Origin of the sequence: Micromonospora sp. H61 (genome assembly GCF_018070325.1) — a bacterium.
Lineage (GTDB): Bacteria > Actinomycetota > Actinomycetes > Mycobacteriales > Micromonosporaceae > Micromonospora > Micromonospora salmantinae.
In genome coordinates this window covers 1-23,434 of record NZ_JAGPXY010000068.1, presented here as the reverse complement: position 1 = coordinate 23,434, position 23,434 = coordinate 1, and the positions used below count along the sequence as shown (strand labels likewise).

The following is a 23,434-nucleotide window of genomic DNA, read 5'->3' as shown; positions in this document are numbered from 1 at the left end:
CTCCTTTGTCCGGCGCCACCGCCGTCCGGCGACGCGTACCGTCTCACAACCGACTCAACATCCACCGCCGGAGGCGGCTTCCCGGGCGGCGACCGGGATTCGACGCCGACGGGCCAGCAACACGGCGGCCCCGGGCAGGCTGGCCACCAGCACCAGTGCGCCGTAGACGGTGGCGGTGGCGACGCCCTCGGCCGCGCTGAGGCCGGCCGCGCCGAACACCCACGCCGCCACCCCCTCGCGCGGCCCGAAGCCGGCCACGTTCAACGGCAGGCCCATGGCGAGCAGGGCGAGCAACGTCAACGGCAGCAGACGCGACAGCGGGGCGTCCGACCCGGCGGTACGCGCCGCCACCAGGAAGGTGGCCAGGTGACCGGCGACCATCACGGCCGAGGCGACCAGCACACCGAACCAGGTGCGCCGCGCCAGCAGACCCGACCGTACGTCCGCCACTGCGGTACGCAGTGCCGTCGCCCAACGCGATCCGCCACCGTTCGGTAGGACCCGGGCCAACAGCACGACGGCCAGCCCGCCGGCGACGAGCAGCGCGGCGGCGACCGGCAGGTACGGCCGGACCGGGGACGGGAAGGCGGCGAGCACCACCAGCGCGACCCCGACCAGGACCACCTGCCCGGCGGCACGCTCCCAGACCACCGCGCGGATGCCCCGGCTCACGTCACCGGCATCGCGGCCGTGGCGTACCGCCCGGTGCACGTCGCCGAGCACCCCGCCAGGCAGTGTGGCGTTGAGGAACACGGCCCGGTAGCAGTGCGCCACAGCGGTCGCCAGCGGCAGGCGTACGCCGAGCCCGCCGGCCACCAGACTCCACCGCCACGCCGCGCAGACCGTGGTGAACACCCCGATGACCAGCGCCGCGGCCAACGCTGACGCGTCGATCAGTCGTACTCCGGCGAGGAACGGGCCGCTGCCCACCTGCCACAGCAGGACGGCGAGCAGACCCACCCCGCCGACCACTCGTGCCCAGGCCCAGAACATCGGCGCCGGCCCTCCCTTTGAAGATCGTCCACTTGCCCTAGTGCACGTACCCAGGGCGTGAACGGTTCATCCACCGGCGAGAAGGTCAGTGTGTTCGACGAGCGCTGTGAGTCGGCCGGCCGCCGCGTCAGCCAACCGACGGCGGGCGTACGCCTGGGCGGGTCCGGTCAGGTCGGGGCGCTGCTCGCAGGCGGCCCCGAGCCATCCTCGGAACCATTCGGCGGTCAGGTCGGCCTGCTCCGGGCCGAGACGCCACGGGCTGGGCCGTTCCCGCACGTCGACGCCGCGCCGGGCGAACGCGGCGGCGGTGGCGGCGACGGCATCCGGGCCGAGCAGCCGCCGGCCCTCGACGGTACGCCGCTGGTGGTCGTTGAACGCGGCCTCGACCGCCTCGTCGAGCGGGTCGGCCGGGGTGAACCGGACCCGCCCGGTCACCGAGATGGCGAACAGGGCTGGCCGGCCGACGCAGGCGGTCGCCACCCGTTCGATCTCCTCCGCGGTGAGCATGTCCAGCAGCGCGGACGCGGTGACCAGAGAACCGTCGGCCAGGTCGTCGGCGGTCAACCGGGTGAGGTCGCCGCAGCGGGTGTGGACGGTGACCGGGGCGCCGTCGGCGGCGGTCACTCCCCTCATGCCCTCGGCGGCCCGGGCCAGCAGGTCGGCGTCCCGGTCGTGCAGCACCCAGTGCTGTGGTCCGGGCAGCCGGGCGGCCAGCCAACGACTCATCGACCCGGTGCCGCTACCCAGGTCGTGGATCACCGTCGGGGCGTCCCCGGTCAGCCGGACCCGGACGGCATCCAGCAGGTCCTCGGCGCGCGCCGCCGCGTCGGCCGGCTCACGCAACCGCAGCCAGTCGGCGAACGGCAGGGTCTCCTCGGCGGTCATTCCGCCACCTCCTTCAGCACGCCGGCCAGCAACGCGCTGGTCACCGGCCAGTCGGTCAGGGTGTCGCGCCGGGCGAGAGCGGCACGCCGCAGCCGGGCGCGCAGCGCGTCGTCGTCCAGCCAGCGGATCAGCGCGGCGGCCAGCGCCGCCGGGTCGCCGGGTGGGACCAGCAGTCCCGGGCGCTCACCGCCGGGCGCGTGACCGAGCGCCTCCGGCAGCCCACCCACCTCGGTGGTCAACACCGGCAGGCCGCGGGCCAGCGCCTCGGTGACGACCATGCCGTACGTCTCGCCTCTCGACGGCAGCACCAGCAGGTCGGCGGCGGCGTACGCGTCGTCCAACGCCGCGCCGGTCAGCGGGCCGACCAGCCGCACCCGCCCGGTGAGGCCCGCTCCGGTCAACCGGTCGCGCAGCCGGTGCACGAGATCTGGTTCCCGGGTCAACGTGCCCGCGCAGACCATCGTCCAGGACCGGCCGACCAGCGTGGTCAACGCGTCGACCAGCACGTCGTACCCCTTGTGGTGGGTGACCGCCGCGACGCAGAGCAGCCGGTCGCCGGCCACCGAGCCGCCTGCGGGCGGTGCGGGCCGCACCCCCGGCGGCGCGGCCCGGACCCGGCCGGCGAGGGCCGGGTGGCGGGCCAGCAGGGCGCGGCGGGTCCACTCGCTGGTGGTGACGACAGCCCGAGCGGCGGCCAGGGCGCGGGCCTCCGGCTCGTCGTCCAGCGGCAGGTGCACCAGGAGTACCAGGCGCAGCCGACGGGCGTGCGGGGCGAGCAGGTCCGGCACGGCCGAGGCGATCAGGCCGTCGATCAGCACCACGGCGTCGTCGGGCGTGGCGGCGAGCACCTTGCCCAACGTCGCCCGGTCGGCCGGGTCGGGGTGCGGCCACCCGCCGGGCACCGGATGCTCGTGCACCGACCAGCCGCGCTCGCCCAGCCCGGCGCAGATCCGGCGGTCGTAGGAGTTGCCGCCGCTGGGCGTGGCCGGATCGTCGATGTCACCGGGCAGGACGACGTGCACCGCCCGGCCCGCTTCGGTCACAACGACCGCTCGTAGCTCGCCCAGGCGATGTGCGACTCGTGCAGGGTGACGGTGATGCCGGTCAGGTCGCGCGCCCCCGCGCCCAGCTCGCCGGCGTGCACCCGCTCGACCAGCCGGTCCGCGATCGTACGGGCCAGCACCTCGGTGGTGGTGTTCACCCCGGCGAAGGCGGCCTCGTCGTCGAGGTTGCGGTAGGTCAGCTCGCTCAGCACTGCCCGCAGCTGCTCGGTGGCCAGGCCGATGTCCACCACGATCCCGTCGGCGTCCAGGTCCGGCCGGCGGAACGTCGCGTCCACCACGAACGTCGCGCCGTGCAGCCGTTGGGCGGGCCCGAACACCTCGCCTCGGAAACTGTGGGCGATCATCATGTGATCCCGAACGGTCACGCTGAACACTGTCACTCTCCGTCTTCGTAGGTGATGAGGTGGCAGAGCGCGGGCAGGTCGCCCGAGGCCAGTCTGGCGAGCACGTCGGGCAGCTCCGCGAAGCGCGACGCGCCGGTGATCAACGCGTCGAAGGCCGGGTCGTCGAGCAGGTCCAGGGCGAGCGCCAGTCGGTCGGCGTAACTGCGCCGCCCCCGTCGGGCGGGTGCCACCATGCCGACCTGGCTGCTGCGCACGCTGAGTCGACCGGAGTGGAACGCGCCGCCCAGTGACACCTGCACCGGGCGGTCGCCGTACCAGCTCAGCTCGATGACGGTGCCCTCCGGGGCGAGCAGGTCCAGCGACTGTTGCAGGCCGGCGGCGGTGGCGCTGGCGTGCACGACCAGGTCACGGTCACCACGGGCGTCGGCCGGGCTGGCGAAGTCGACGCCGAGGGCCCCGGCGACGCCGGCCCTGCGCGCGTCGGTGTCAACCAACTCGACGTGCACGCCGGGGAACCGGGCCAGCAGCGCCGCGACGCAGCAGCCCACCATGCCCGCACCGATCACGGTGACCCGGTCGCCGACCAGCGGCGCCGCGTCCCACAGCGCGTTGACTGCGGTCTCCACAGTGCCGGCGAGCACCGCTCGGGCGGCCGGCACCCCCTCCGGCACCGGCACCACGGCACTCACCGGCACGACGTACGCGCTCTGGTGCGGGTGCAGGCAGAACACCGTTCGCCCGAGCAGCTCCGCCGGGCCCTGCTCGACCACGCCGACGCTGAGGTAGCCGTACTTCACCGGGCCGGGGAACTCGCCCTCCTGAAACGGCGCGCGCATCGAGGCGTACTGGTCGGCGGGCACCCGGCCGGCGAAGACCAGCGTCTCGGTGCCCCGGCTGACCCCGGAGTAGCGGGTCCGGACCAGCACCTCGTCGGGGCCCGGGGCGGTCAGTGACACCGGCTGGATCTCGGCCACGCCGGGTTCGCGCACCCAGCAGGCGTACGCCTCGCGGATCACCGTCGCGCACCTCAGCTCTGCTCCGGGCCGAATCGATCGGCCGCGTCGGGTCCCCGGTCGGGGGTTGTCGATCATAAACACGGATGTTCGGTGCGCACAGTTCGAAGCGTCGTCGAACGCCCACCTCGGCCCGATCACCTGCGGTCACCGCCACCGCGTGGCGCCCGGTCTGCCTCGCTCCGAGGTCATCCGACCGGCCACAGTGCGGCGGACCGCCCCTGGGATGCTCCGGGCGGGAATCCATCGGATAGCTACCTCATTGATACCTTGGGTCACGAAGGACGGGCCGCTGTGGCTGCCCGTCGATGTGCGTCGGCTTGCGCCGTGCCGGCGTCCGGAGGTCCGCTCCCCCCGGTGACCGGCCTCGGTGACCGGCAGGTGACAGGGGTCCGAGCCGGTGCGAGCCTTGGCGTCGTCCGCCGCTGAGTTTCGGGGGCCAGGACCGGGCCGAGATGAGAAGGATGGAGCAGTACATGATCGTTCCGCAGGGGTTCCGCGCGGTGGTCGCGAACGCCGGGCTCAAGGATGACGAGGACGACTTCACCGCCCTGGTCTCGGAGGTGCCCGCGGTCAGCGCCGCCGTGTTCACCCGCTCCCGGTTCGCCGGGCCCAGCGTCGTCCTGAGCCGTTCGGCGGCGTCGACATCGTCCGCCCGCGGCGTCGTGGTGCTCTCCCGCAACGCGAACGTGGCCACCGGCAAGGAAGGGCTGGAGAACGCCCGCGAGGTGCGGTCCACAGTGGCTCGCGCCGCCGGGCTGGACGACGACGAACTGCTCATCGCCTCGACCGGGGTGATCGGGAAGCAGTATCCGATGCCCAGGGTGCGACAGCGCCTGGCCGAGCTTCGGTGGCCCTTTCCGCCTGCCGATTTCGACCGGGTCGCCCGGGCGATCATGACCACCGACACCACGCCCAAGGTGGTGCGGGCCAGCTGCGCAGCGGCGAGCATCGTCGGCGTCGCGAAGGGCGTCGGCATGATCGAACCGAACATGGCGACCCTGTTGACGTTCTTCTGTACCGATGCCCGCATCGAGCCGGCCGACCTGGACCGGGTGTTCCGGTCGGTCATCGCTCGCACCTTCAACGCGGTCAGCATTGACACGGACACCTCCACAAGTGACACCGCGGCCGTCTTCGCCAACGGCCTGGCCGGGCCGGTCGATCTGGACGAGTTCGAGCAGGCGTTGTACACCGTCGCGCTGGATTTGGTGCGGATGGTCGCCCGCGACGGCGAGGGCGCCAGCAAACTCATCGAGGTACGGGTCAGCGGCGCCCGGGACGGCGAGCAGGCCAAGCGGGTCGGCAAGGCCATCGTCAACTCGCCGCTGGTGAAGACAGCCGTGCACGGGGCGGACCCGAACTGGGGCCGGGTTGCGATGGCGGTCGGCAAGTGCGAGGACGACGAAGACATCGATCAGCAACGGGTCCGGATCGGCTTCGGCGGTATCGAGGTCTATCCGGCACAGGCCACTGAGGAGACGCTGGTTCGGCTGCGGCGCCACCTCGAAGGCGACGACGTGGTGATCGAGGTCGACCTCGGCATCGGCGCCGGCGCCTTCACCGTGTACGGGTGCGACCTGACCGACGGATACATCCGGATCAACGCTGACTACACCACCTGAGCGACGACGCGTCCGGGCGGTACCGTGCTAGGTACCGCCCGGACGTTCGTAGCCGAGCCGCGCAGGTCAGCGGGATGCCAACAGAAACACCCCGACCAACGCCAGGACGACGCCAGCCCACTGCACCCGGGTGGCGCGTTCGCGCAACACCACCCGCGCGAGCAGGAGCGTGCTGACCGGGTAGAGCGATGCGAGCAGGCCCACCACGGACAGGTAGCCCTCCCGGACGGCCAGCAGATACAGCACGCTCGACAGCATGTCGAGACCACCGGAGAGCAGGGCCAGCAACACTGTGTTACGGGGAGCTCTGATCGGCCACCGACCGATCGGCCAGGCGAGCACGAGCAGGGTCAACGAGGCACATCTGGCGGCCACCAGTGGCCACAGCCCCGACCCGTCGCCGGTACGGGCCAACAGCACGAAGAACAGGCCGAAGCCCGCGCCGGCCGCCAACGCCCCGGCCACAGTCCGCAGGTGCGACTGTCGACCCGGCCGGTCACCGCCCGAGGTGACCGAGACGCAGGGGATGGCGATCAGGCCGCAGGCCAGGCCGGCCGCACCGATCACTGACACGGTGTCCCCACCGGCCAGGCCGACAAGGACGGGCAGGATCGCGGCCATGGCGGCGGTGGTGGGGGCCACAACGCTCATCACTCCGTGGGCGAGGGAGTGATAGAGCAACATGGCACCGACGCTGCCGGCCAACCCGGCGAGTGCTCCCCAGCCGGCGTCGGCGGCCCTGATGGTTCCGCCGCCAACAGTTCCGACGAACACCACGGCGGTCGCCAGCCCCGCCATGTTCGACCAGAGCACGACGGTCACTGCCGCCGCGCGTTTGGTGGCGAAGCCGCCGACGAAGTCGGCCGCTCCCAGAACCGTTGCCGAGGCCAGCGACATCAGAATGCTGAACATGTTCCGCCTTGGATTGTCGATGGCCGGATCAGTGAGACGTCAGATAACCCCCCATGGAGGTGAAGTAGGCCCGCGCCGGCATCTGCGCGCCATCCTCCGTGCGCACCTGCAGGATTCTCAGCCCCTGTTCACGTCCGGTGTGGGCCTCCGGTCCGCACACCACGACCACGCCGTCATCCTCGGGGCAGAAGATCCGGCCCGGCGTCCCCCCGTAGCGCTTGGACGACACCGCGGCGGCGGTCACTCGCAGCCGGACGCCGTTGTGGTAGGCAAAGGCGTTGGGGTAGGGATCGCTCTGTGCGCGGATCAGATTGGCCAGCCGGTCGGCCGGCCACGTCCAGTGGATTCGGCTGTCCTCCACCGACCTCTTGTGGAAGAACGTCGCCTGGGCCGGATCCTGGCTGATCCACTGCCCGGTGCCACTCTCGATGAGGTCCAGCGCCGACAGGGTGATCTCCGGGAATATCTCGATGGTTCGCTCGAACAGGTCCGTCACAGTGTCCTTGTCGCCCACCTCGACCCGACGCTGCAACACGATCTCGCCAAGGTCGAAATCGTCGTTCATGAAGTGCACGGTGACTCCGACCTCGCGTTCACCGTTGATCATTGCCCAGTTGAGTGGGGCGAAGCCGCCGTAGCGGGGCAGCAGGGCGTCGTGCACGTTGATCGCCCCGTGCCGCGCCAGGCCGTACACGGCCGGCGCCAGCCAGGTCCGCCAGTCCGACGACACGATGATGTCCGGGGCCAACTCTCGCAGCCGCGCGGCGACCTCGTCGTCATTGGCGTACTGACGCACCAGGATCGGCAAGTCGTGCTTCTCGGCCAGGCCGACCACCGAGTCGTTCCAGATGGTTTCGTACTCGTGACCGCTGTCGGGATGGGTGATGACCTGCACCACCTCGTGGCGGGAGTCCATCAGCGTCTGCAGCACTCGATGCCCCCACGTCTGGTAGCCCATGAACACTACTCGCACGGGTGTCGCTCCTCTCTGCTTCTCAGGCCCGGTGACCGGCGGTCAGCGGCAACGACCACACGTAGGCGAAGCCGGCACCCGCCTGGTGGTCGAACTGGTCTCCGGCTTCGTAGGTGGCCATCGCCCGGCTGTAGCGGGAGCGCGGCGACGACCGGCTGACCACTGTGCAGCTCCCCTTGAACAGGTCCACGGCAATCTCGCCGGTCACCGCCGGCTGAAGCGTCGCCACGAATCCGTCGAGCGCCCGCCGCAGGTCGCTGAACCAGTACCCGTAGTAGACGAGTTCGGCGTACCGCAGGGCGATGGACTGCTTGTGGTGCAGGGTCTCGCGGTCAAGTACCAGCGACTCCAACTCCGCGTGCGCGGCCATCAGCACGGTTGCCGCCGGCGCCTCATAGATGCCCCGAGTCTTGAATCCGACGATCCGGCTCTCGGTGATGTCGATCCGGCCGATTCCGTGCGGCGCCGCGAGCGCGTTGAGGCGTCCGACCAGAGCGCTCAGACCGAGCGACTCACCGTCGAGGCTGACCGGAACGCCCTCGGCGAAGCCGATCCGTACCCGGGTCGGCTCGTCCGGGGCCTGGCGAGGATCACCGGTCAGCTGCCACGCGTCAGCCGGTGGTGGCTGGGTGACGTCATCGAGCTCGCCACACTCGATACTGGTCCCCCACACGTTGGTGTCGATGCTGTAGGGCTTCTCCTTGCCGACCGGCACCGGGATACCGTGCTTGTCGGCGTAGGCCAGCTCGTCCTCGCGGGTCTTCAACTCCCAGTCGATCACCGGTGCCAGCACCTTCAGCGACGGGTCGAGCGCCGCCACACTGGTGAAGAAGCGCACCTGGTCGTTGCCCTTGCCCGTGGCGCCGTGCGCGACCGCGTCCGCGCCGACCGCGTGCGCTATCTCGACCATCCGCTGTGCGATCAGGGGTCGGGACAGCGGTGCGGCCAGCAGGTACTTGTTCTCGTACCGGGCGTGTGCCTGAAGGGCGGGCAACGCGAAGTCGGTCAGAAACCGATCGGTCAGCGGCTCTGCCCGTACCTCGGACGCGCCGGTCCGCAGGGCGCGCTCACGCACGTCCGGTACGGATTCGAGCTGCCCGATGTCGGCGCAGAAGGCGATCACCTCGGCGTCGTACCGCTCGCGCAGCCAATGCAGCGCCACCGAGGTGTCCAGGCCGCCGGAGTAGGCGAGAACGATCTTCATGACTGCTCCTGTCCAGGGTGGTCGTGCGCGAGGTCGTCGAGAACGGCGGCGAGGGCCTTGTCGATCGGGGCACCGCCCGCCACGTCGTCCGCGCCGCGCAGCGTGCCGGCGCGGGCCGCGGCAAGGCCGTCGCGACGGGTGCGGATCCAGCCACGGTGTGCGGCGGAACTGGTGCGCAGCTCCGCCGCGACGTCCGTCACGCTGGCGGTGGACGTGCCACCACCACTGGTGTAGCCGTTCATGGCGTTCAGCGGCGCGAGCAGCTCACGGAGCACGTCCACGGCGACCGGATGGCCCTCGTCGGCCAGCATCGACGAGACCAGTTCGAGGTCACGCAACGTCGCCTGCCGGCTGATCAGCTGACCGACCACCTTGCCGACGATGTGATGCGACTGGCGGAACGACACCCCGGCCGCGGATACGAGATAGTTGGCCAGTTCGGTGGCGGTCGAGAAGTTGTCCCAGCACAGCTCTTCGCCGCGCTGCGGGTCGAAGCGAAGAGTACGTGTCTGGCTCTCCACCACGCGCAGGGTGGACAGGTACGTGTCGATGCTCTGCCACAGGAACGGCTTGTCCTCCTGCAGGTCGCAGCTGTACCCGAGGGTGACACCCTTGACCGCTGTCAGCAGTTGCACCAGCACTCCGGTGGCCCGGCCGGACCGCCCGCGTACCAGCTCGGCGACCACCGGGTTCTTCTTCTGCGGCATGATGGAGCTGCCGGTCGTGAAGGCGTCCCCCACCTCGCAGAGCCGGTATTCGTGACCGCTCCACATGACGATCTCCTCCGCCATGCGTGACAGGTTGTTGCTGCCGATGGCGAAGGCCGCGGCAGCTTCGATCATGTGGTCACGGGCGCTGGTGGCGTCCAGGGCGTGGCTGAGCACCCGATCGAACCCGAGGAGCTGTGCGGTCGCGTCGCGGTCGAGCGGGAACGAGGTGCCGGCGAGCGCGCAGGCGCCCAGCGGCGACTCGTTGACCCGACCGAAGGCGTCCCGCAGGCGGCGCACATCACGCAGCAGCGCGCTGGCGTGTGCGGTCCGCCAGAAGGCGACGCTGATCGGCTGAGCGGCCTGGCTGTGGGTGTACCCCGGCAGCACAGTGCGGAAATCTTGGTCGGTGAGCTGCGTCAACCGATCGATCAGGTCGAGGTTGGCGTCGATCGCCTCGAGCAGGACGTCGCGAAGGTACATCCGGGCGTCGGTGGACACCTGGTCGTTGCGGGACCGGGCGGTGTGCATCCGGCCACCGACGTCCAGCCCCAACTCCTCGATGACCATCTGCTCGATGTTGAGGTGGACATCCTCGTACTCGGCGCGCAGCGTGAGCGCGCCGGCGCGATGTTGCTGGTCCAGCTTGACCAGCGTCGTGACGATGGATCGCGCCGCGTCCGGTGCGATGATGCCCTGCCGAGCCAGCACCATGACGTGCGCGATGTTCTGCCACAGGTCGTGCGGGATCAGCCGGACGTCGATGTCAACGGTGAGCGTGTAGTCGAGTACCTCGGGTGTGATGTCTTCCTCGAAGCGACCGCCCCAGAGCTTCTGGGTCATCGGACACGCCTTTCCGGGCCCGTCGGGACCACATGTCGCAACGCCATGACAATTGTTTTTGCGCAGGCGTCGTCCATTCCGCGGCCAATTGAGCGCAGAATTGTCGAACAGTGATGTCTTGTTCTGGTGACGCAGCCGGCTCACCGGCCCGTGCGAGATTGGGGCATCGATGCCACGGGTCGACGACGCAGGCGACCGGGGAAATGCCCCGAATACCGGGAGGAGGGTCGCGTCGGATGCTCGTCACATCACGGCGACCGCTGCTTTCTGTTTGTCACAACCCCGACATCTGGCGGGCCAACCCTCCACGGAGTCGACTAACACCCCGGGAGCGAGTGATGACCCATGCGGGCAATTGCGCCGAGGAAGGCGGCGCTTTCGTCGAGCTGGGCACTTTTCGTCTGATTTTCAACACCCCGTGTGTCGTTCACGTCGCTGACCTGCTGGTTTGCCCAAGCCTCGGTCCGAGACGCGGGCACTGACCGTTCACCGTGCGACCACCGTATGTCAGGAGGCGTTGGGGCGGTTGCCCCTTCTCGCCATCTGGGAGCGGTTTTCGGTGCGGTGATCACGGCATCCCCGGCGTTCAGCATAAATTGACCGAATCCAGCAGGGAGGCGGCTTTGACAAACAGGCGTATGGTCGAAATTGCGGCTGTTGACAATGAGCGCGATGATGCCCAAGATGAGGGCTATCTGAGCAAGTCGGCGTAGTGAATGCCCGTCGGTGTCACCAGTCGCGCTCCTGTCGTACCGTGCTTGACGATCCCGCCGTTCTTCGCCGTACGTCGGCGCGTCTTGAGCTGCCCGGGCCGGCCTCGCGGTACCGATACCCCGGGGGGCGACACCAACCAGTCGGAAGAGCGGAAGCGAATGTCAGCGGAATTGAGCACGCAGACCTATTTCAGCCTCGACGTCTCCGAGGGCGTGGCCGTGGTGGAGTTCTCCGAGGGCCACCGGCACAACATGTGGTCGATGCCCCGGATGCGGGCGCTGACCGAGACGGTTCGCGACCTCGACGACCCGGGCATCCGTGCGGTCGTGCTGTTCAGCGGCGTCGACAGGTCCTTCGGCGTGGGGGGTGACTTCCACGAGACGTCGACGTTCCGCGGCGGCGACGAGGTTGACGAGTGGATCGATCACATCACCGACCTGTACGTCGCCTGTCTACAGCTCAACCGCCCGTTGGTGGTGGCGATCGACGGCTTCGCGATCGGTATCGGCCTGCAGATCGCGCTCACCGCGGACTACCGGGTGGGCAGCGACCGGTGCGTGCTGAAGATGCCGGAATTCCAGGTGGGCATCGCCTGCACCTTCGGTGGATACATGCTCGAGCGGTCCGTGGGCCGCAGTGTCATGCAGCAGATGCTGATGTCCAGCGGGGACTGGCCGGCCGCGCGGAGCCTGCAGGACAAGTTGCTCCACGACGTGGTCCCGGTGGACCGACTGCTCTCCACCGCCGTGCAGCGGGCCCGGTCCTTCGCGGCGTACCCGACGGCCGGCTTCCGAAGCACCAAACCGTACCTCAACAGCGGATTCGTCGACGGGCTCGAACAGCTTCGAGTCATCGGCAAGCAGGCGCACCGGGCGGCGTTCGCCGCCGGTGAGGCGCAGCGCAACATGCGACAGGTCATCGACAGCAGTCGGTGACGTCGCGGACCTCTCACGCGGAAGGAACACCATCATGGCGGCCAGCAGGTGGGCGGCGGTCGGGAACTGCGATCTGACCCCTTTGGAGCGGATAAGGCCCGCTGTCCACGTCGGTGACCTGAGAGTTCACACCAGCGGGTTGGCGGGTGACAACCCTCGCACCACGCCGTTGGAGATCAATGTGCGGACGATGTCGGTCCAGCCCGCGACCGGCGACGCTCCGACCGGCACCACCGGTTCCGACACGGCACGGATCCTCGTCGACGAGGACCGCGTCGTGGTGCGGACCTCAGCGCTGAACGAGGATGCCATTTACCTGGCGTTCAACCGATCTCAGGGCAAGCTGGCATTCTTCACCGACCTGTTTCTGGCCCCGCTGATCCTGCCCGCGCTCGGTCTGCCCGTCGAGGTCCGCCCAGAGCGACCTCAGCCGCAAAGTGACGAGACCGCCCTGCTGCACGTCAGCCGGGTGCCGTTCGGCGCGGTGCAGGAGGGACGGCGGCTGCGCGACGGGTGGACCCTACGCACCACCCTGGCCGACGATCCTCTGCGGCACCTGCGGCGTCCCCGGCTGACCGACGCGCTGGAAGCAGGAGAGGCGCAGGTCAGCGCCGTGCAGGCGCAGATCCGGGCGGTAGCCCGGAACCGGCCCCTCGACCGGTTCGCAACGCTCCTGTCAGGCGGCATCGACTCCGGCACCGTCACCTTTCTCGCCGCCTCGGAGGGACTCGCCGTGACGCCGTACAGCGCCGGCACTCCCTGGGGCGACGAGTTCGACGACGCCGCGGAGTTGGGCGATCACCTCGGTCTCTCGGTACGCCGGATCGAGCTGTCCGAGGAACGCATCATGGCTGCCGTCCCGCAGGCCATCCGAGGGCTGGGTGTGACGGAACCTGAGGTGGTGGAGGTCGCGCTGACCGCCACGGCGCTCTACGACGGGACCGAGATTCCGCGCGACGAGGTGCTGCTGACCGGGTACGGAAGCGATCTCATCAACGCCGGCATCTACCGTCCGTTCAGCGCGCCGGAGGAACTGATCGACCAGACGATCGCGGCCATCCACCAGACCCGGTTCACCAACGAACTGTCCAGCCGGTTGCCGTTGGCGCACGGCCGGGAAGTCCATCACCCCTTCTGGGCGTGGCCGGTGATCCAGGTCGCCCTGGACACCGCGCCGGACTGCAAGGTGCGTGGCGGGAGGGAGAAGTTCCACCTCCGCCAGGCCATGAGCCGACGGGTGTCGCACGACATCGCCTGGCGTCGCAAGATCGCCGTTCATCACGGCGGCGGTCTGCAGCGAGGAGTCGTGAAGCGACTCGAGACGGATGCCCCCGGCGTCGACCGGGCCGCGATCTACCTGGCCTGCTTTCGGGAACTGTTGGACCTGGCACAGGAAGGCTCGATCGACGACTGGGACCCGCGGCAGGTGTACGAGCGCAGCATCGCCAACGCCAAGCGCTGACCACCCCCGAACCCGGCTCACCGCGGCCGCCCCACCCACATCCCATCGCCACATCTCAGGAGATGACCTTGAGTCTCACCCCGTCAGGTCTCGGGCTAGTACTCGACCCCGCCCCTACGGACAATCTGGCGAGCGCCTGCCGCACCGCCGCGACCCGTACCGGCGCCGCCCTCGTACGAGGGCTCGATCTCGACGAACCAGCCTTTCAACGCTTGGTGCACGAGCTCGGCGACACCGTGCGGCACAAGTTCGGCGAGGGCCGGGCCGACCTGCTCAAGTTGAACGCCTCGGCAGACGAGGGAAAGGTGGTCACCGGGCGCGGCCCACTCCCGCTGCACACCGACGGCATCCTGGTAGGAGAGCAGACGGATCTGATCGTCCTGTACGCCAGCGAGTTCCGCGACGAACCCGGATCCGGCGAGACGACCGTCTGTGACCAGTTGGCGGCGTGGGCCGAGATGCCCGACGACCTGCGGCAGACGATCGAGACCGTAGGGCTGGAGTATCTGGTCGAGGATCGGGGTTACTTCCCGACCGTCCCTGACGACTGGTACGAGATCCCCACTGTCCGCGACTACGGTCGGGTTCGGTCCCTGAACCTGACGTTGCCGTTCCCCGCCGGCACCAACCACGGCTGGCAGGTACGGGTCAAAGGTGGCGACCGCGCCACCACGGACAATTTCTTCACCCAGCTCAGTGACTTCCTACACCGCCCCCGATTCCTTTACCAGCACCGCTGGCAGGTCGGCGACCTTCTCGTGATCGACAACCAGCGCACCCTGCACGGCCGCACCGCGATCGGTGCCGACGGGGTACGGCTGCTCCTGCGCGGACAGGTCACCCTCAACACGGCACGCCAGGACGATCCGCATGCTGCATGAGGCCTTCCAGGAGGTGGTTCGGACCCGCAGGGCAGCGGTGGCCGTTCAAGCCGTCGACGGAGAGGAGTTCACGTATGCCCAGCTGAGCGACCTGGTCGAGCGGGCGTCCACCGGCCTGCTCGGCGTCGGGGTGCAGCCTGGTCACCACGTCGCCACCCGGCTGCACAACGGCCCCGCATACATCGCGATCATCCTCGCCCTGGCTCGGCTCGGCGCGGTGCACCTGCCGATCAGCGTGCAGGCGGACCGGGATCGTCTTCGCTGGTCGCTGGCCCAGGTCCCGGTCCAACTCCTGATCCACGAGCAGCACGACGACCTGCTCAACACCCCGGTCGACAGTCTCGGTGTCGACGTCCTCTTCGCCGGGTCCGCCCCGCGCGCCGTCGAGTCGCTGCCGGTCGGCTCTCGGTCCGGCGTCTTCCGGTTGCTGGAGACCACCGGATCCACCGGGGTCCCCAAGCTCGTCGCCTGGCGTCAGGAAGACCTGCTGGCCGATCGGCGGCAATGGCTGTCCTATCTGAAGGTGACCTCCGAGGACGTCTTCCTGACCATGCATCCGTTGGATGTGGCCCACGGTGTCGATGTGCACATGTTTCCGGCGCTCCTGGCCGGAGCCCGACTCGTGCTCTCCGACCCTGCCGCGCCTCCGGATCGGCTACTGAGCACTCTCGCCGAATCGGGCACGACCATCTTCAGTGCCTTGCCACGCCACTACCAACTGCTGGCCGACACCGGATCAACCGCGTTGCCGTCGCTACGGCTGCCGCTCTGCGGCGGGGCCTATCTCAGCCCGGAGGTGATCACGCAGGCGCGCCGACACCTCGGAATCCAGATCCGTCGCATCTACGGGTCCACGGAGTTCGGCATCGTCCTGGGCAACCTGGACGACGTCGCGCAGGAGTCCCGCGGCATGCATCCGCTGCCGGCAGTCGAGGTGACGCTGGAACCGCTCTCGGCGCAGATGCCGGCACTCGGTGAGATCCTGGCCCGTTCGCCCCACACCAGCATCGGGTACGAAGGCAACCCGGTCGAGACGGCACGGGCCTTCCGGGCCGGCTGGTACCGGACCGGCGACGTGGGCGAGCAGACCGAATCCGGCGAGTACCGCGTCCTGGGCCGAGTCGCCGACGTCTTGACCACCACGTCGGGACGACTGATCTTCGCACCCCAGCTCGAAGGCACGCTTCAAGCCGACGCCGCAGTCGGTGAGGCCGCGGTCCTACCCTCATCGAGGGGTGACGGGTCAGCCCCGCTGGTGGTGGTGACGCCGGCCGACGGAGCCTCGGTGCTGAACGTCGCCGCAGCGGTGCGCCGCCTCCTGGGCGAGCACGGTCTGGCTGACCGCGTACAGGTGGTCGACGAGCTTCCGCACACCCCGGTCGGAAAGCTCGACAAACCAGCCATCCTGCGCAGGTGGGGCTGAGCCGGATGGCTGGGCAGTCCACCGCCGAAGATTCGTGTGGATCACACCTGCTTGTCGGGCGTGGCCGGTCGGGCACGGACGTGCAACCGCTCCCCCTGCGGCCCGAAGAGACTGAGGGCTTCGGCGGTGCCCGGGCCAGGGTTGAAGAAAAGGTGCGGGATGCGGGTGTCGAACTCGGCCACCTCCCCCGGGGTCAGCGTCAGATCACGGTCACCGAGCAGCAGGCGTAGCCGCCCGGAGAGCACGTAGAGCCACTCGTACCCCTCGTGGGCCTGCGGGACTCGGCCCCCGGCGGACGGGTCCGGCGGGAAGATCTGCTTGAACGCCTGGACACCGCCCGGTCGGCGGGTCAGCGGCAGGTACGTCACGCCGTGGATGACGATCGGTTTGGGGCGTACCCGGGGGTCGCCGGTGGCGGGGGCGTCGACCAGTTCGTCCAGCGCCACCTGGTAGGCCCTCGCCAGCGGGAGCAGTAACTCCAGGGTGGGCCGACGGCTACCGGACTCCAGCCGGGACAGGGTGCTCACCGAGATGCCGGTCAGGTCGGCGAGCTGGGTCAGCGTGGTCCCGCGTTGGTGACGCAGGGCACGCAGCCGGGGGCCGACGGCCGCCAGCGCAGCGCTGTCCTCGTTTGCCATAACGGCAAGGATAGTTGCCACCTTGCCGACGGCGACGGATGGTGGGCGCAGCCGACGAAGCAAGAGGGAGATACCGGTGGACGAGACATACGACGTGGTGGTGGTGGGTGGCGGCGCCGCAGGGCTCAGCGGAGCCCTGGCGCTGAGCCGGGCCCGACGGTCGGTGCTGGTGATCGACTCCGGTGAGCCGCGCAACGCGCCGGCCGATCGGGTGCACAACTACCTGGGCCGGGAGGGGACGCCGCCGGGCGAGCTGCTCGCGATCGGACGGGCCGAGGTGGCCGGGTACGGCGGGCAGTTCCGCACCGGACGCGTGCAGGCGGCGACCCGGGACGACGACGGGTTCCGGCTGGGCCTGGACGGCGGGGAGGCGGTGCGGGCCCGCCGGCTGCTGGTGACCACGGGACTGACCGACGAACTGCCCGACGTGCCCGGCCTGGCCCAGCGGTGGGGTCGCGACGTGCTGCACTGCCCGTACTGCCACGGCTGGGAGGTTCGGGACCGCCGGATCGGCGTTCTGGCGACCAGCCCGCTGAGCGTGCACCAGGCCGAGATGTGGCGACAGTGGAGCCCCAGCGTGCTGCTCCTCCTGCACGACTCCCCCGCACCCGACGCGGAGACCGCCGAGCGGCTCGCCGCCCGCAGCATCGCTGTGGTGCCCGGCCCGGTCGCCGCGGTGGAGGTGACCGACGACGCGCTCACCGGTGTACGGCTCGCCGACGGCCGGGTCGTGGCGCTCGACGCGATCGTGGTGGCGACGCGGCTGACCCCCCGCGCCGATGTGCTGGTGGGGTTGGGTCTGGCCCCGGAGGAGGTGACGATGGGTGAGCACGTCATCGGTGCCCAGATCCCGACCGACGCCACCGGCGCGACGACCGTCCCGGGTGTCTGGGTGGCGGGCAACGTGGCCGACATCCGCGGTCAGGTGATCACGTCCGCCGGGGCCGGCCTGACCGCGGCGGCGGCGATCAACGCCGATCTCATCGCCGAGGAGACCCGGGACGCGGTGGCCGCGTACCGGCAGTTGGTGGCGACGACGTTCGAGGAGCCGGCGTGGGAGGAGCGCTACCAGTCCCGCCCCTCGATCTGGAGTGGCCGGCCGAACCCGCAGCTGGTCGCCGAGGTCACCGACCTGGCCCCGGGGCGCGCCCTGGACGTGGGCAGCGGCGAGGGCGGCGACGCGGTGTGGTTGGCCGAGCGCGGCTGGCAGGTGACGGCGGTGGACATCTCCAGCACGGCGTTGAGCCGGGCCGCCGCGCACGCCGAGGCCGCCGGAGTGGGCGACCGGATCGAGTTCACCCACGCCGACCTACGGGACAAGCCGCCCACCGAGAAGGCGTACGACCTGGTGTCAGCGCAGTTCATGCACCTGCCACCGGCGGAGCGGCGGGAGTTGTTCGGCCGGCTGGCCGCGGCGGTGGCACCCGGCGGCGTCCTGCTGATCGTCGGGCACCACCCGGCGGATCTGTGGGGGTCGGCGCACCGGATGCACATGCCGGACGCGATGTACACCGCGCAGGACGTGGCAGCCGATCTGGAGCCGGCCCACTGGGAGGTGTTGGCGGCTGAGGAACGCTCCCGCCTCGCCACCAACCAGAACGGTGAGGACATCACCCTTCACGACGCGGTCCTGGTCGCCCGCCGACGCTGACCTCGCGTCGAGGTGACCTGCGTCGATCATGGAGTGGTGCTGGATGACAAAGGTGGTGGAGCATCACCTTTCCGGCACCACGAGTCCATGATCGGCGCGGGATCGGGGGGACGCGGGACGCCAACGTGAGAGGTGGTGGGGCAGGACTTCGCATGAGGTCCGGTCGGCGGTAGCGTTGCGCCACACTGACGGCCCGTGGGGCAGGCGACCGCCGACCCTGACGCCCCGATCGTACGGAGGATGGTGCATGTCCATCGGCGCTGAGCCGCACGCAGCACGCGACGATGCGGCCTCCCGGCCGAGCTTCGAGCTCGCCCTGCGCGGATACGACAAACGCCAGGTGGACCGGCACCTGGAGCAGCTCGACGGCCAGATAGCAATGCTGAGCGGAGAGCACGGGCGCTCCGCGGTCCGCGTCCGTGAACTGACCGCCGAGGTGCAGCGGCTGCGCGCCGAACTGGCCGAGCTTCAGGAGCAACCCGTGCAGGTGGACCGCGCTTCGTTCCACGATCTGGGCCCGATGGTCGGCGAGATCATGGCGCTCGCCGAGAAGCAGGCCGGCATCATCACCGAGTCGGCCACCGACCGGGCCAACGAGCTGCGCAGCGAGTCCGAACGGATCCTCGCCGACACCCGTGAGCGGGCCGCCCAGGCACGTCAGGATCTGGCCGAGGAACTGGCCGCCCGGCGGGCCGAGCAGGAGCAGGCGCACGAGGAGCGGCGCACCCTGGCCGAGGCCGAACTGACAGCGATCCGCGAGCACGCCGAGCAGTTGCGGGCCGACGGTGAGGCCGCGCACGAGCGCGCCCAGCACGAGGCCAAGCGGATCACCGAGCAGAGCGCACAGCAGCTCAACCAGACCCGGGTCGCCGCCGACGCGCTGATGAAGTCGGCCCGTACCCAGATCCAGCAGGAACTCCAGTCGACCCGCTCCAAGCACCAGCAGGAAATGGCCCAGTGGCAGGCCAACGTGGAGCGAGAGGTCAACGAACGGCGTACCGCCGCCGAGCAGGACATCGCCGAACAGCAGGCTGCCGCCGAGCAGGAGCTGGCCGAGCAGCGCAGCGCGACCGAGCAGCAGATCGCCGCGCTGCTGGCCGAGGCGCAGCAGCACGTGACCGAGCTGCGCAACCGCGCCGACGAGCAGGCCGCCAGTCATCAGCAGCAGCTCGCCGCCCTGCAGAAGGAGCTCGAGGAGCGCCGGCAGGAGGCCGCCGAGCTGAACGCCGAGCTGGACACCGGCCGCCAGCAGCTCGCCGAGATCCGCCAGGAGGGCGAGACGCTGGAGAACGAGCTGTCCCGGATGCAGCAGCGACTCAGTGAGGTCCGTCGGGACCTGACCGCCGAAAGTGCCCGGTTGGACGAGGCCCGGCGGGCCGGGGACTCCGCCGAGCGGCACGCCAAGGAGGTCCGCGCCCGCGTGCAGCGGGAGGCGAAGCGGGTGGCCGACCTCGCCGCCGCCGCGGTCATGGCCGCGGCAGCCGGCGGTACGGAGACCGCTGAGTACCCGATGGTGGGTTCCCGCTCCAGCGCCGACCGGCCCGCCCCCGAGCGGGTAGGCGTCGAGCGGCTCAACGTCGACCGCGTCGGCGTCGACCGGTACTCCGCGGAGCGACCCACAGTGGACGACGCGGACGCCGACCGCGCCACTGCCGAACGCGCCCCGCTCAACCCCGCACCTGCCGATCGGAGCCCGACCGAGAACGGCTACGCCGACCTGACCCCGGTAGGGCAGGCCACTGGCGACCGGGCCCCGGCGGAGCAGGCGGATGACGAGCAGGCGGACGCACCGGCGGTGGCGGACGAGCCGACGACGTCCGAACCTACGGCTGCCCGGGAGGTTGGCGCCGACGACGCCGAGCGGACCTTCCCTCGGCACATCGGCACTGACGCACCGACGCCCGTACCGTTCCTGGCCTTCGGGCAGCCGGTCAGCGAGAACGGCGCCGCCCGGCACTAACCTCAGCCACCGTTGCACCCCACCCCGCCCCCGCCGATCTTGCAGTTTCGGTCGCCGAGATGCGCGGAATGCCCCCTACGTCGGGACAGTTAGTGCAAGATCGCGGAATGGGGGCGGCCCGGGCGGATTCTGCGCGGAACCGGGTCGCCGTGCCCGGTCGAGCTGGCAGGCTGGGCTGGCCGCCGCGCACCAGCGGTGGCCGCCGGCCTGGCCGGTGACCGAGAGGAGCGCGCCCGGTGACCGACCAACCGGAGGAGTTCGACCTGCTCGTCGTCGGTGGCGGCAAGGCCGGCAAGACGTTGAGCATGGACGTCGCCCGATCCGGTCAGCGGGTCGCCATGGTCGAGCGCGGCATGATCGGCGGCAGCTGCATCAACGTCGCGTGCATCCCGACGAAGGCACTGGTGACCAGCGCGCGGGCCGCCCGCCAGCTGCGGGACGCGTCGGCGCTCGGCCTGACGGTGGAGGGCGGCCGGGTCGACATCGACCTGTTGCGTGCGCACAAGCAGGACGTGGTCGAGGGGATGGTCGCCGCCAACCGGCAGCAGTTCCTCGACTCCGGCCTGCACCTGGTGATCGGCGAGGCCCGGTTCGTCGGCCCACGAACCGTACGGGTGGCACTCGCCGACGGCGGCGAGCGACTGCTGCGCGGCAGCGACGTGGTGATCAACACGGGTACCCGCCCCCATCTGCCGTCGGTGCCCGGGATGGCCGAGGCCGGGGTGCTCACCAGCGACGAGTTGCTGCACCTGGATCGGCTGCCGGCCCGGCTGGTGGTGCTCGGCGGCGGCACCGTCGGGGTGGAGTCCGCGCAGATGTTCGCGTTGTTCGGCAGCGCGGTGACAGTGGTCGAGGGTGGTCCACGCCTGCTCACCCGCGAGGACCCCGACATCAGCGACGCGGTGATGCGCGTCTTCCTCGATGATGGCATCGACGTACGGGTGGGTGTGGCGGTCGCGCGCGTCGACCGGGAGGCCGACGGCTCGCTCCGGGTGACGCTGGACGACGGCAGCGTGGTGATCGGGGACGACGTGCTGGTGGCGGCCGGGCGGGAACCGGTCACCGACGGGCTCGGCCTGGACGTGGCCGGCGTACGGCTCAGCGAGCGGGGCTTCGTGGAGGTCGACGAGCACCTGCGCACCAGCGCCGAGCGCACCTGGGCGGCCGGGGACGTCGCCGGCAGCCCGCAGTTCACCCACGTCTCGTTGGACGACTACCGGATCATCCGGGCGAACCTCGCGGGGGGCCAGCGCAGCACCGCCGACCGGCTGATCCCGTACACCGTCTTCACCACCCCGGAGCTGGCGCGGATCGGGCTGACCGAGACCGGGGCGCGCCGCGCCGGGTACGACGTCCAGGTCGCCCACCTGCCGGTCGCCGCCATCCCCCGGGCGCGCACCCTGCGCCAGACCCAGGGCATGTGGAAGGCGGTCATCGACACCAGCACCGACCGGATCCTCGGTGCGGCGCTGCTCGGCGCCGAGGCCGGTGAGGTGATCACCTCGGTGCAGCTGGCCATGCTCGCCGGGATGCCGTGGACCGCCCTGCGGGATGCGGTCATCACCCACCCGACCATGACCGAGGGTCTCAACCTGCTCTTCGCCTCGCTGGAGTCCAGCCCGGTCCGCTGAGCCCCGCGAGGCCCGCTCCCGCAGCGGCGGAACGGCTACCCGGCGATCTCGTCGCGTACCCGTTGTTGGAAGGCGCGGGCCTGTGCCCCCGTGGGCGGCGGCCCGCCGTGCCGTGCGGCGACCGCCTGACGGATCACCTCGGCCCGGTCGCCGGCGTCGATCAGCCGCTGGCCGGCGGCCATCTTCGCCAACCAGACGCCGTCGCGGTGGCGCACCAGTGACCGGCAGGCGCCGAGTACGGCGTCCTCGGTGCCGGGCGCGGGTTGGTCGGCCGGCGGTGTGGGCAGGGCGAGCCACCAGGACAGCGCCTCGATGAGCAGCCGGCGCAGGTCGGCTGGGGCGAGGTCGGCGAATGCCTCTCCGGCCGGCGGGCCGAGCAGTGGGAGTCCACTCTGGTGCAGGATGCTGCGATCGAGGCCGTACCAGAATCGGCCGTCGGTGACCGGGCGGTCGGCGGGGTCGAGGGTGCGCCGGAACGGCATGCCGGCCCCGGTGTTCAGTTCGACCTCGAAGCCGGGCTCCGGGGTGCCGGAGGCGGCCACCGCCCGGTCGTAGACGACCAGCTCCAGTCCGCGTGCGGGGCAGGGCAGCGCCTCGTGCCGCAGCCGGGCGACCAACGTCCGCTTGGCGGTGTCGGTGAGCGGCCCGGCGCTGAGCAGCGCCACGTCCACGTCGCTGCGGCCGGGTTGGTACGCCCCCAGCCCCACCGAGCCGGCCGCGTACGCGCCGACCAGGTCGGCGCCGAGCACGTCCCGGGCGGTGCTGACGAGGTCGTCGAGGTAGCGCTGAAGATCGGAGTCCACGGGCCATCATGACGCACGGGTCGGAGCCCGGCGGGACTACCCCGCGTAGAGCAGCAGCAGACCGGCGACGGTGTAGGCGACCATCAGTGCCAGCAGGGGTAGTTGGCCGGCCACCGCCCGGGCCCGGGGGAACAGGTACAGGGCGCGGTCGTGGGCGAGCAGCGTGCCGAGCAGGTGCCCGAGGATGATGACGGTGATCTGGAGGGTCGCCACCCCGGAGGGCGTGATCAGCGCGGTCTGCGGCTCCCAGTCGGCGGTGCCGAGCCAGTTGGCGCCGGTGCCCAGGGGGTCGGAGAGCAACGCGACGGTGCGCTGGCCCTCCAGGATCAGCAGCGAGTAGTAGTGCGCCACCACGTACCCCACAGCGATCGGCACGATGGAGTGGGCGATCTCGCCCGGCACCCCGCGGGGCTCGGCCGCGTCGGCGCGACCGATGCGCGCCGCGGCGCCGGTGGCGGCGAGGTACGCGACCGCGACGGCGGCGATGACGAGGCTCAGACCGACGCTGCCGGTGACGGCCGGGTGCAGGCCGTTCTCCTGGCCGAAGCGCAACCAGCCCGGCGCGTTGGAGAGGCTGTCGTACATGGTCGAGCCGAGCAGCACGATCACCACGGCGACCAGTCCGGGGCGGGGTCGCAGGCCGGCGATCCCGTCGAGCGGGTTGCGCCAGACCAGCACGCCGTCGGCGGCCCGGCCGAGCGGGGCGAGTTGACCGATCAGTGTGCTGTACGCCTCGAACGGGTCGGCGTTGTCGAACCAGCCGGCGCCGAACA

Annotated in this window: 19 protein-coding genes and 1 pseudogene; 8 read left to right on the top strand and 12 right to left on the bottom strand. The window is 70.6% G+C overall.

Annotated elements, in window-relative coordinates; genetic code table 11:
- Positions 1-54: 54 nt before the first annotated feature.
- The 5 genes from KBX08_RS26245 to KBX08_RS26225 form a co-directional block, all read right to left on the bottom strand.
- Positions 55-993 carry a lysylphosphatidylglycerol synthase transmembrane domain-containing protein gene (locus KBX08_RS26245; RefSeq protein ID WP_210786027.1) on the bottom strand — a complete coding sequence of 313 codons (939 nt, stop codon included), beginning with the start codon at positions 991-993 and terminating at the stop codon, positions 55-57.
- 66 nt (positions 994-1,059) lie between these two features.
- Entirely contained in the window at positions 1,060-1,878 is an 819-nt protein-coding gene (locus KBX08_RS26240; protein WP_210786026.1) for a class I SAM-dependent methyltransferase, read from the bottom strand.
- Positions 1,875-2,921 (bottom strand): glycosyltransferase family 4 protein, encoded by a 1,047-nt coding sequence (locus KBX08_RS26235; RefSeq protein ID WP_307850657.1) that lies wholly within the window; start codon positions 2,919-2,921, stop codon positions 1,875-1,877. Before KBX08_RS26235 ends, KBX08_RS26240 begins: the two co-directional genes overlap by 4 nt.
- Positions 2,918-3,316, bottom strand: a complete 399-nt coding sequence (locus tag KBX08_RS26230; protein WP_210786039.1) for a 6-carboxytetrahydropterin synthase — start codon at positions 3,314-3,316, stop codon at positions 2,918-2,920. The genes KBX08_RS26235 and KBX08_RS26230 overlap by 4 nt, the downstream gene beginning before the upstream one ends.
- A gap of 2 nt (positions 3,317-3,318) precedes the next feature.
- Complete coding sequence (locus tag KBX08_RS26225) at positions 3,319-4,302, bottom strand: zinc-binding alcohol dehydrogenase (protein ID WP_210786025.1); 984 nt, start codon at positions 4,300-4,302, stop codon at positions 3,319-3,321.
- Positions 4,303-4,763: 461 nt separating this feature from the next.
- On the opposite strand from KBX08_RS26225, the gene argJ reads away from it, so the two are divergent.
- Entirely contained in the window at positions 4,764-5,924 is a 1,161-nt protein-coding gene (gene argJ, locus KBX08_RS26220; protein WP_210786024.1) for a bifunctional glutamate N-acetyltransferase/amino-acid acetyltransferase ArgJ, read from the top strand.
- A 66-nt stretch (positions 5,925-5,990) separates the two neighbouring features.
- On the opposite strand, the gene KBX08_RS26215 is transcribed toward argJ, so the two are convergent.
- From KBX08_RS26215 to argH, 4 genes are read right to left on the bottom strand one after another with little or no spacing between them, the layout of a single operon-like run.
- Complete coding sequence (locus KBX08_RS26215) at positions 5,991-6,836, bottom strand: DMT family transporter (RefSeq protein WP_210786023.1); 846 nt, start codon at positions 6,834-6,836, stop codon at positions 5,991-5,993.
- A gap of 28 nt (positions 6,837-6,864) precedes the next feature.
- Positions 6,865-7,809 (bottom strand): methionyl-tRNA formyltransferase, encoded by a 945-nt coding sequence (locus KBX08_RS26210; protein WP_210786022.1) that lies wholly within the window; start codon positions 7,807-7,809, stop codon positions 6,865-6,867.
- 22 nt (positions 7,810-7,831) lie between these two features.
- Positions 7,832-9,013, bottom strand: coding sequence for an argininosuccinate synthase (locus KBX08_RS26205; RefSeq protein WP_210786021.1), 1,182 nt, complete (start codon positions 9,011-9,013; stop codon positions 7,832-7,834).
- Positions 9,010-10,563 carry an argininosuccinate lyase gene (argH, locus tag KBX08_RS26200; RefSeq protein ID WP_210786020.1) on the bottom strand — a complete coding sequence of 518 codons (1,554 nt, stop codon included), beginning with the start codon at positions 10,561-10,563 and terminating at the stop codon, positions 9,010-9,012. Before argH ends, KBX08_RS26205 begins: the two co-directional genes overlap by 4 nt.
- 872 nt (positions 10,564-11,435) lie before the next feature.
- On the opposite strand from argH, the gene KBX08_RS26195 reads away from it, so the two are divergent.
- The 4 genes from KBX08_RS26195 (at position 11,436) to KBX08_RS26180 (ending at position 15,978) form a co-directional block, all read left to right on the top strand.
- Complete coding sequence (locus KBX08_RS26195) at positions 11,436-12,212, top strand: enoyl-CoA hydratase/isomerase family protein (RefSeq protein ID WP_210786019.1); 777 nt, start codon at positions 11,436-11,438, stop codon at positions 12,210-12,212.
- A gap of 190 nt (positions 12,213-12,402) precedes the next feature.
- Positions 12,403-13,674, top strand: a complete 1,272-nt coding sequence (locus KBX08_RS26190) for an asparagine synthase-related protein (protein ID WP_210786018.1) — start codon at positions 12,403-12,405, stop codon at positions 13,672-13,674.
- 68 nt (positions 13,675-13,742) lie between these two features.
- Positions 13,743-14,555: a TauD/TfdA family dioxygenase gene (locus KBX08_RS26185; RefSeq protein ID WP_210786017.1), complete on the top strand. Its 813-nt coding sequence runs from the start codon at positions 13,743-13,745 to the stop codon at positions 14,553-14,555.
- Positions 14,545-15,978 (top strand): class I adenylate-forming enzyme family protein, encoded by a 1,434-nt coding sequence (locus KBX08_RS26180; RefSeq protein WP_210786016.1) that lies wholly within the window; start codon positions 14,545-14,547, stop codon positions 15,976-15,978. Before KBX08_RS26185 ends, KBX08_RS26180 begins: the two co-directional genes overlap by 11 nt.
- A gap of 41 nt (positions 15,979-16,019) precedes the next feature.
- On the opposite strand, the gene KBX08_RS26175 is transcribed toward KBX08_RS26180, so the two are convergent.
- Positions 16,020-16,616: a helix-turn-helix transcriptional regulator gene (locus KBX08_RS26175; protein WP_210786015.1), complete on the bottom strand. Its 597-nt coding sequence runs from the start codon at positions 16,614-16,616 to the stop codon at positions 16,020-16,022.
- A gap of 76 nt (positions 16,617-16,692) precedes the next feature.
- On the opposite strand from KBX08_RS26175, the gene KBX08_RS26170 reads away from it, so the two are divergent.
- The 3 genes from KBX08_RS26170 to KBX08_RS26160 all read left to right on the top strand — a co-directional run bounded on the left by KBX08_RS26170 (position 16,693) and on the right by KBX08_RS26160 (position 21,858).
- Positions 16,693-18,267, top strand: a complete 1,575-nt coding sequence (locus KBX08_RS26170) for a bifunctional NAD(P)/FAD-dependent oxidoreductase/class I SAM-dependent methyltransferase (protein WP_210786014.1) — start codon at positions 16,693-16,695, stop codon at positions 18,265-18,267.
- A gap of 247 nt (positions 18,268-18,514) precedes the next feature.
- Positions 18,515-20,227: a hypothetical protein gene (locus KBX08_RS26165; RefSeq protein WP_210786013.1), complete on the top strand. Its 1,713-nt coding sequence runs from the start codon at positions 18,515-18,517 to the stop codon at positions 20,225-20,227.
- Positions 20,228-20,463: 236 nt separating this feature from the next.
- Positions 20,464-21,858, top strand: a complete 1,395-nt coding sequence (locus KBX08_RS26160) for an NAD(P)/FAD-dependent oxidoreductase (RefSeq protein ID WP_210786012.1) — start codon at positions 20,464-20,466, stop codon at positions 21,856-21,858.
- Between the two features lie 35 nt (positions 21,859-21,893).
- Here KBX08_RS26160 and KBX08_RS26155 read toward each other — a convergent pair whose 3' ends face one another.
- The gene (locus KBX08_RS26155) at positions 21,894-22,661 is read right to left on the bottom strand and encodes a nucleotidyltransferase domain-containing protein (RefSeq protein ID WP_210786011.1); all 768 of its coding nucleotides are present in this window, start codon (positions 22,659-22,661) and stop codon (positions 21,894-21,896) included.
- Positions 22,662-22,697: 36 nt separating this feature from the next.
- A pseudogene (locus KBX08_RS26150) lies at positions 22,698-23,434 on the bottom strand (hypothetical protein); the annotation flags it as partial.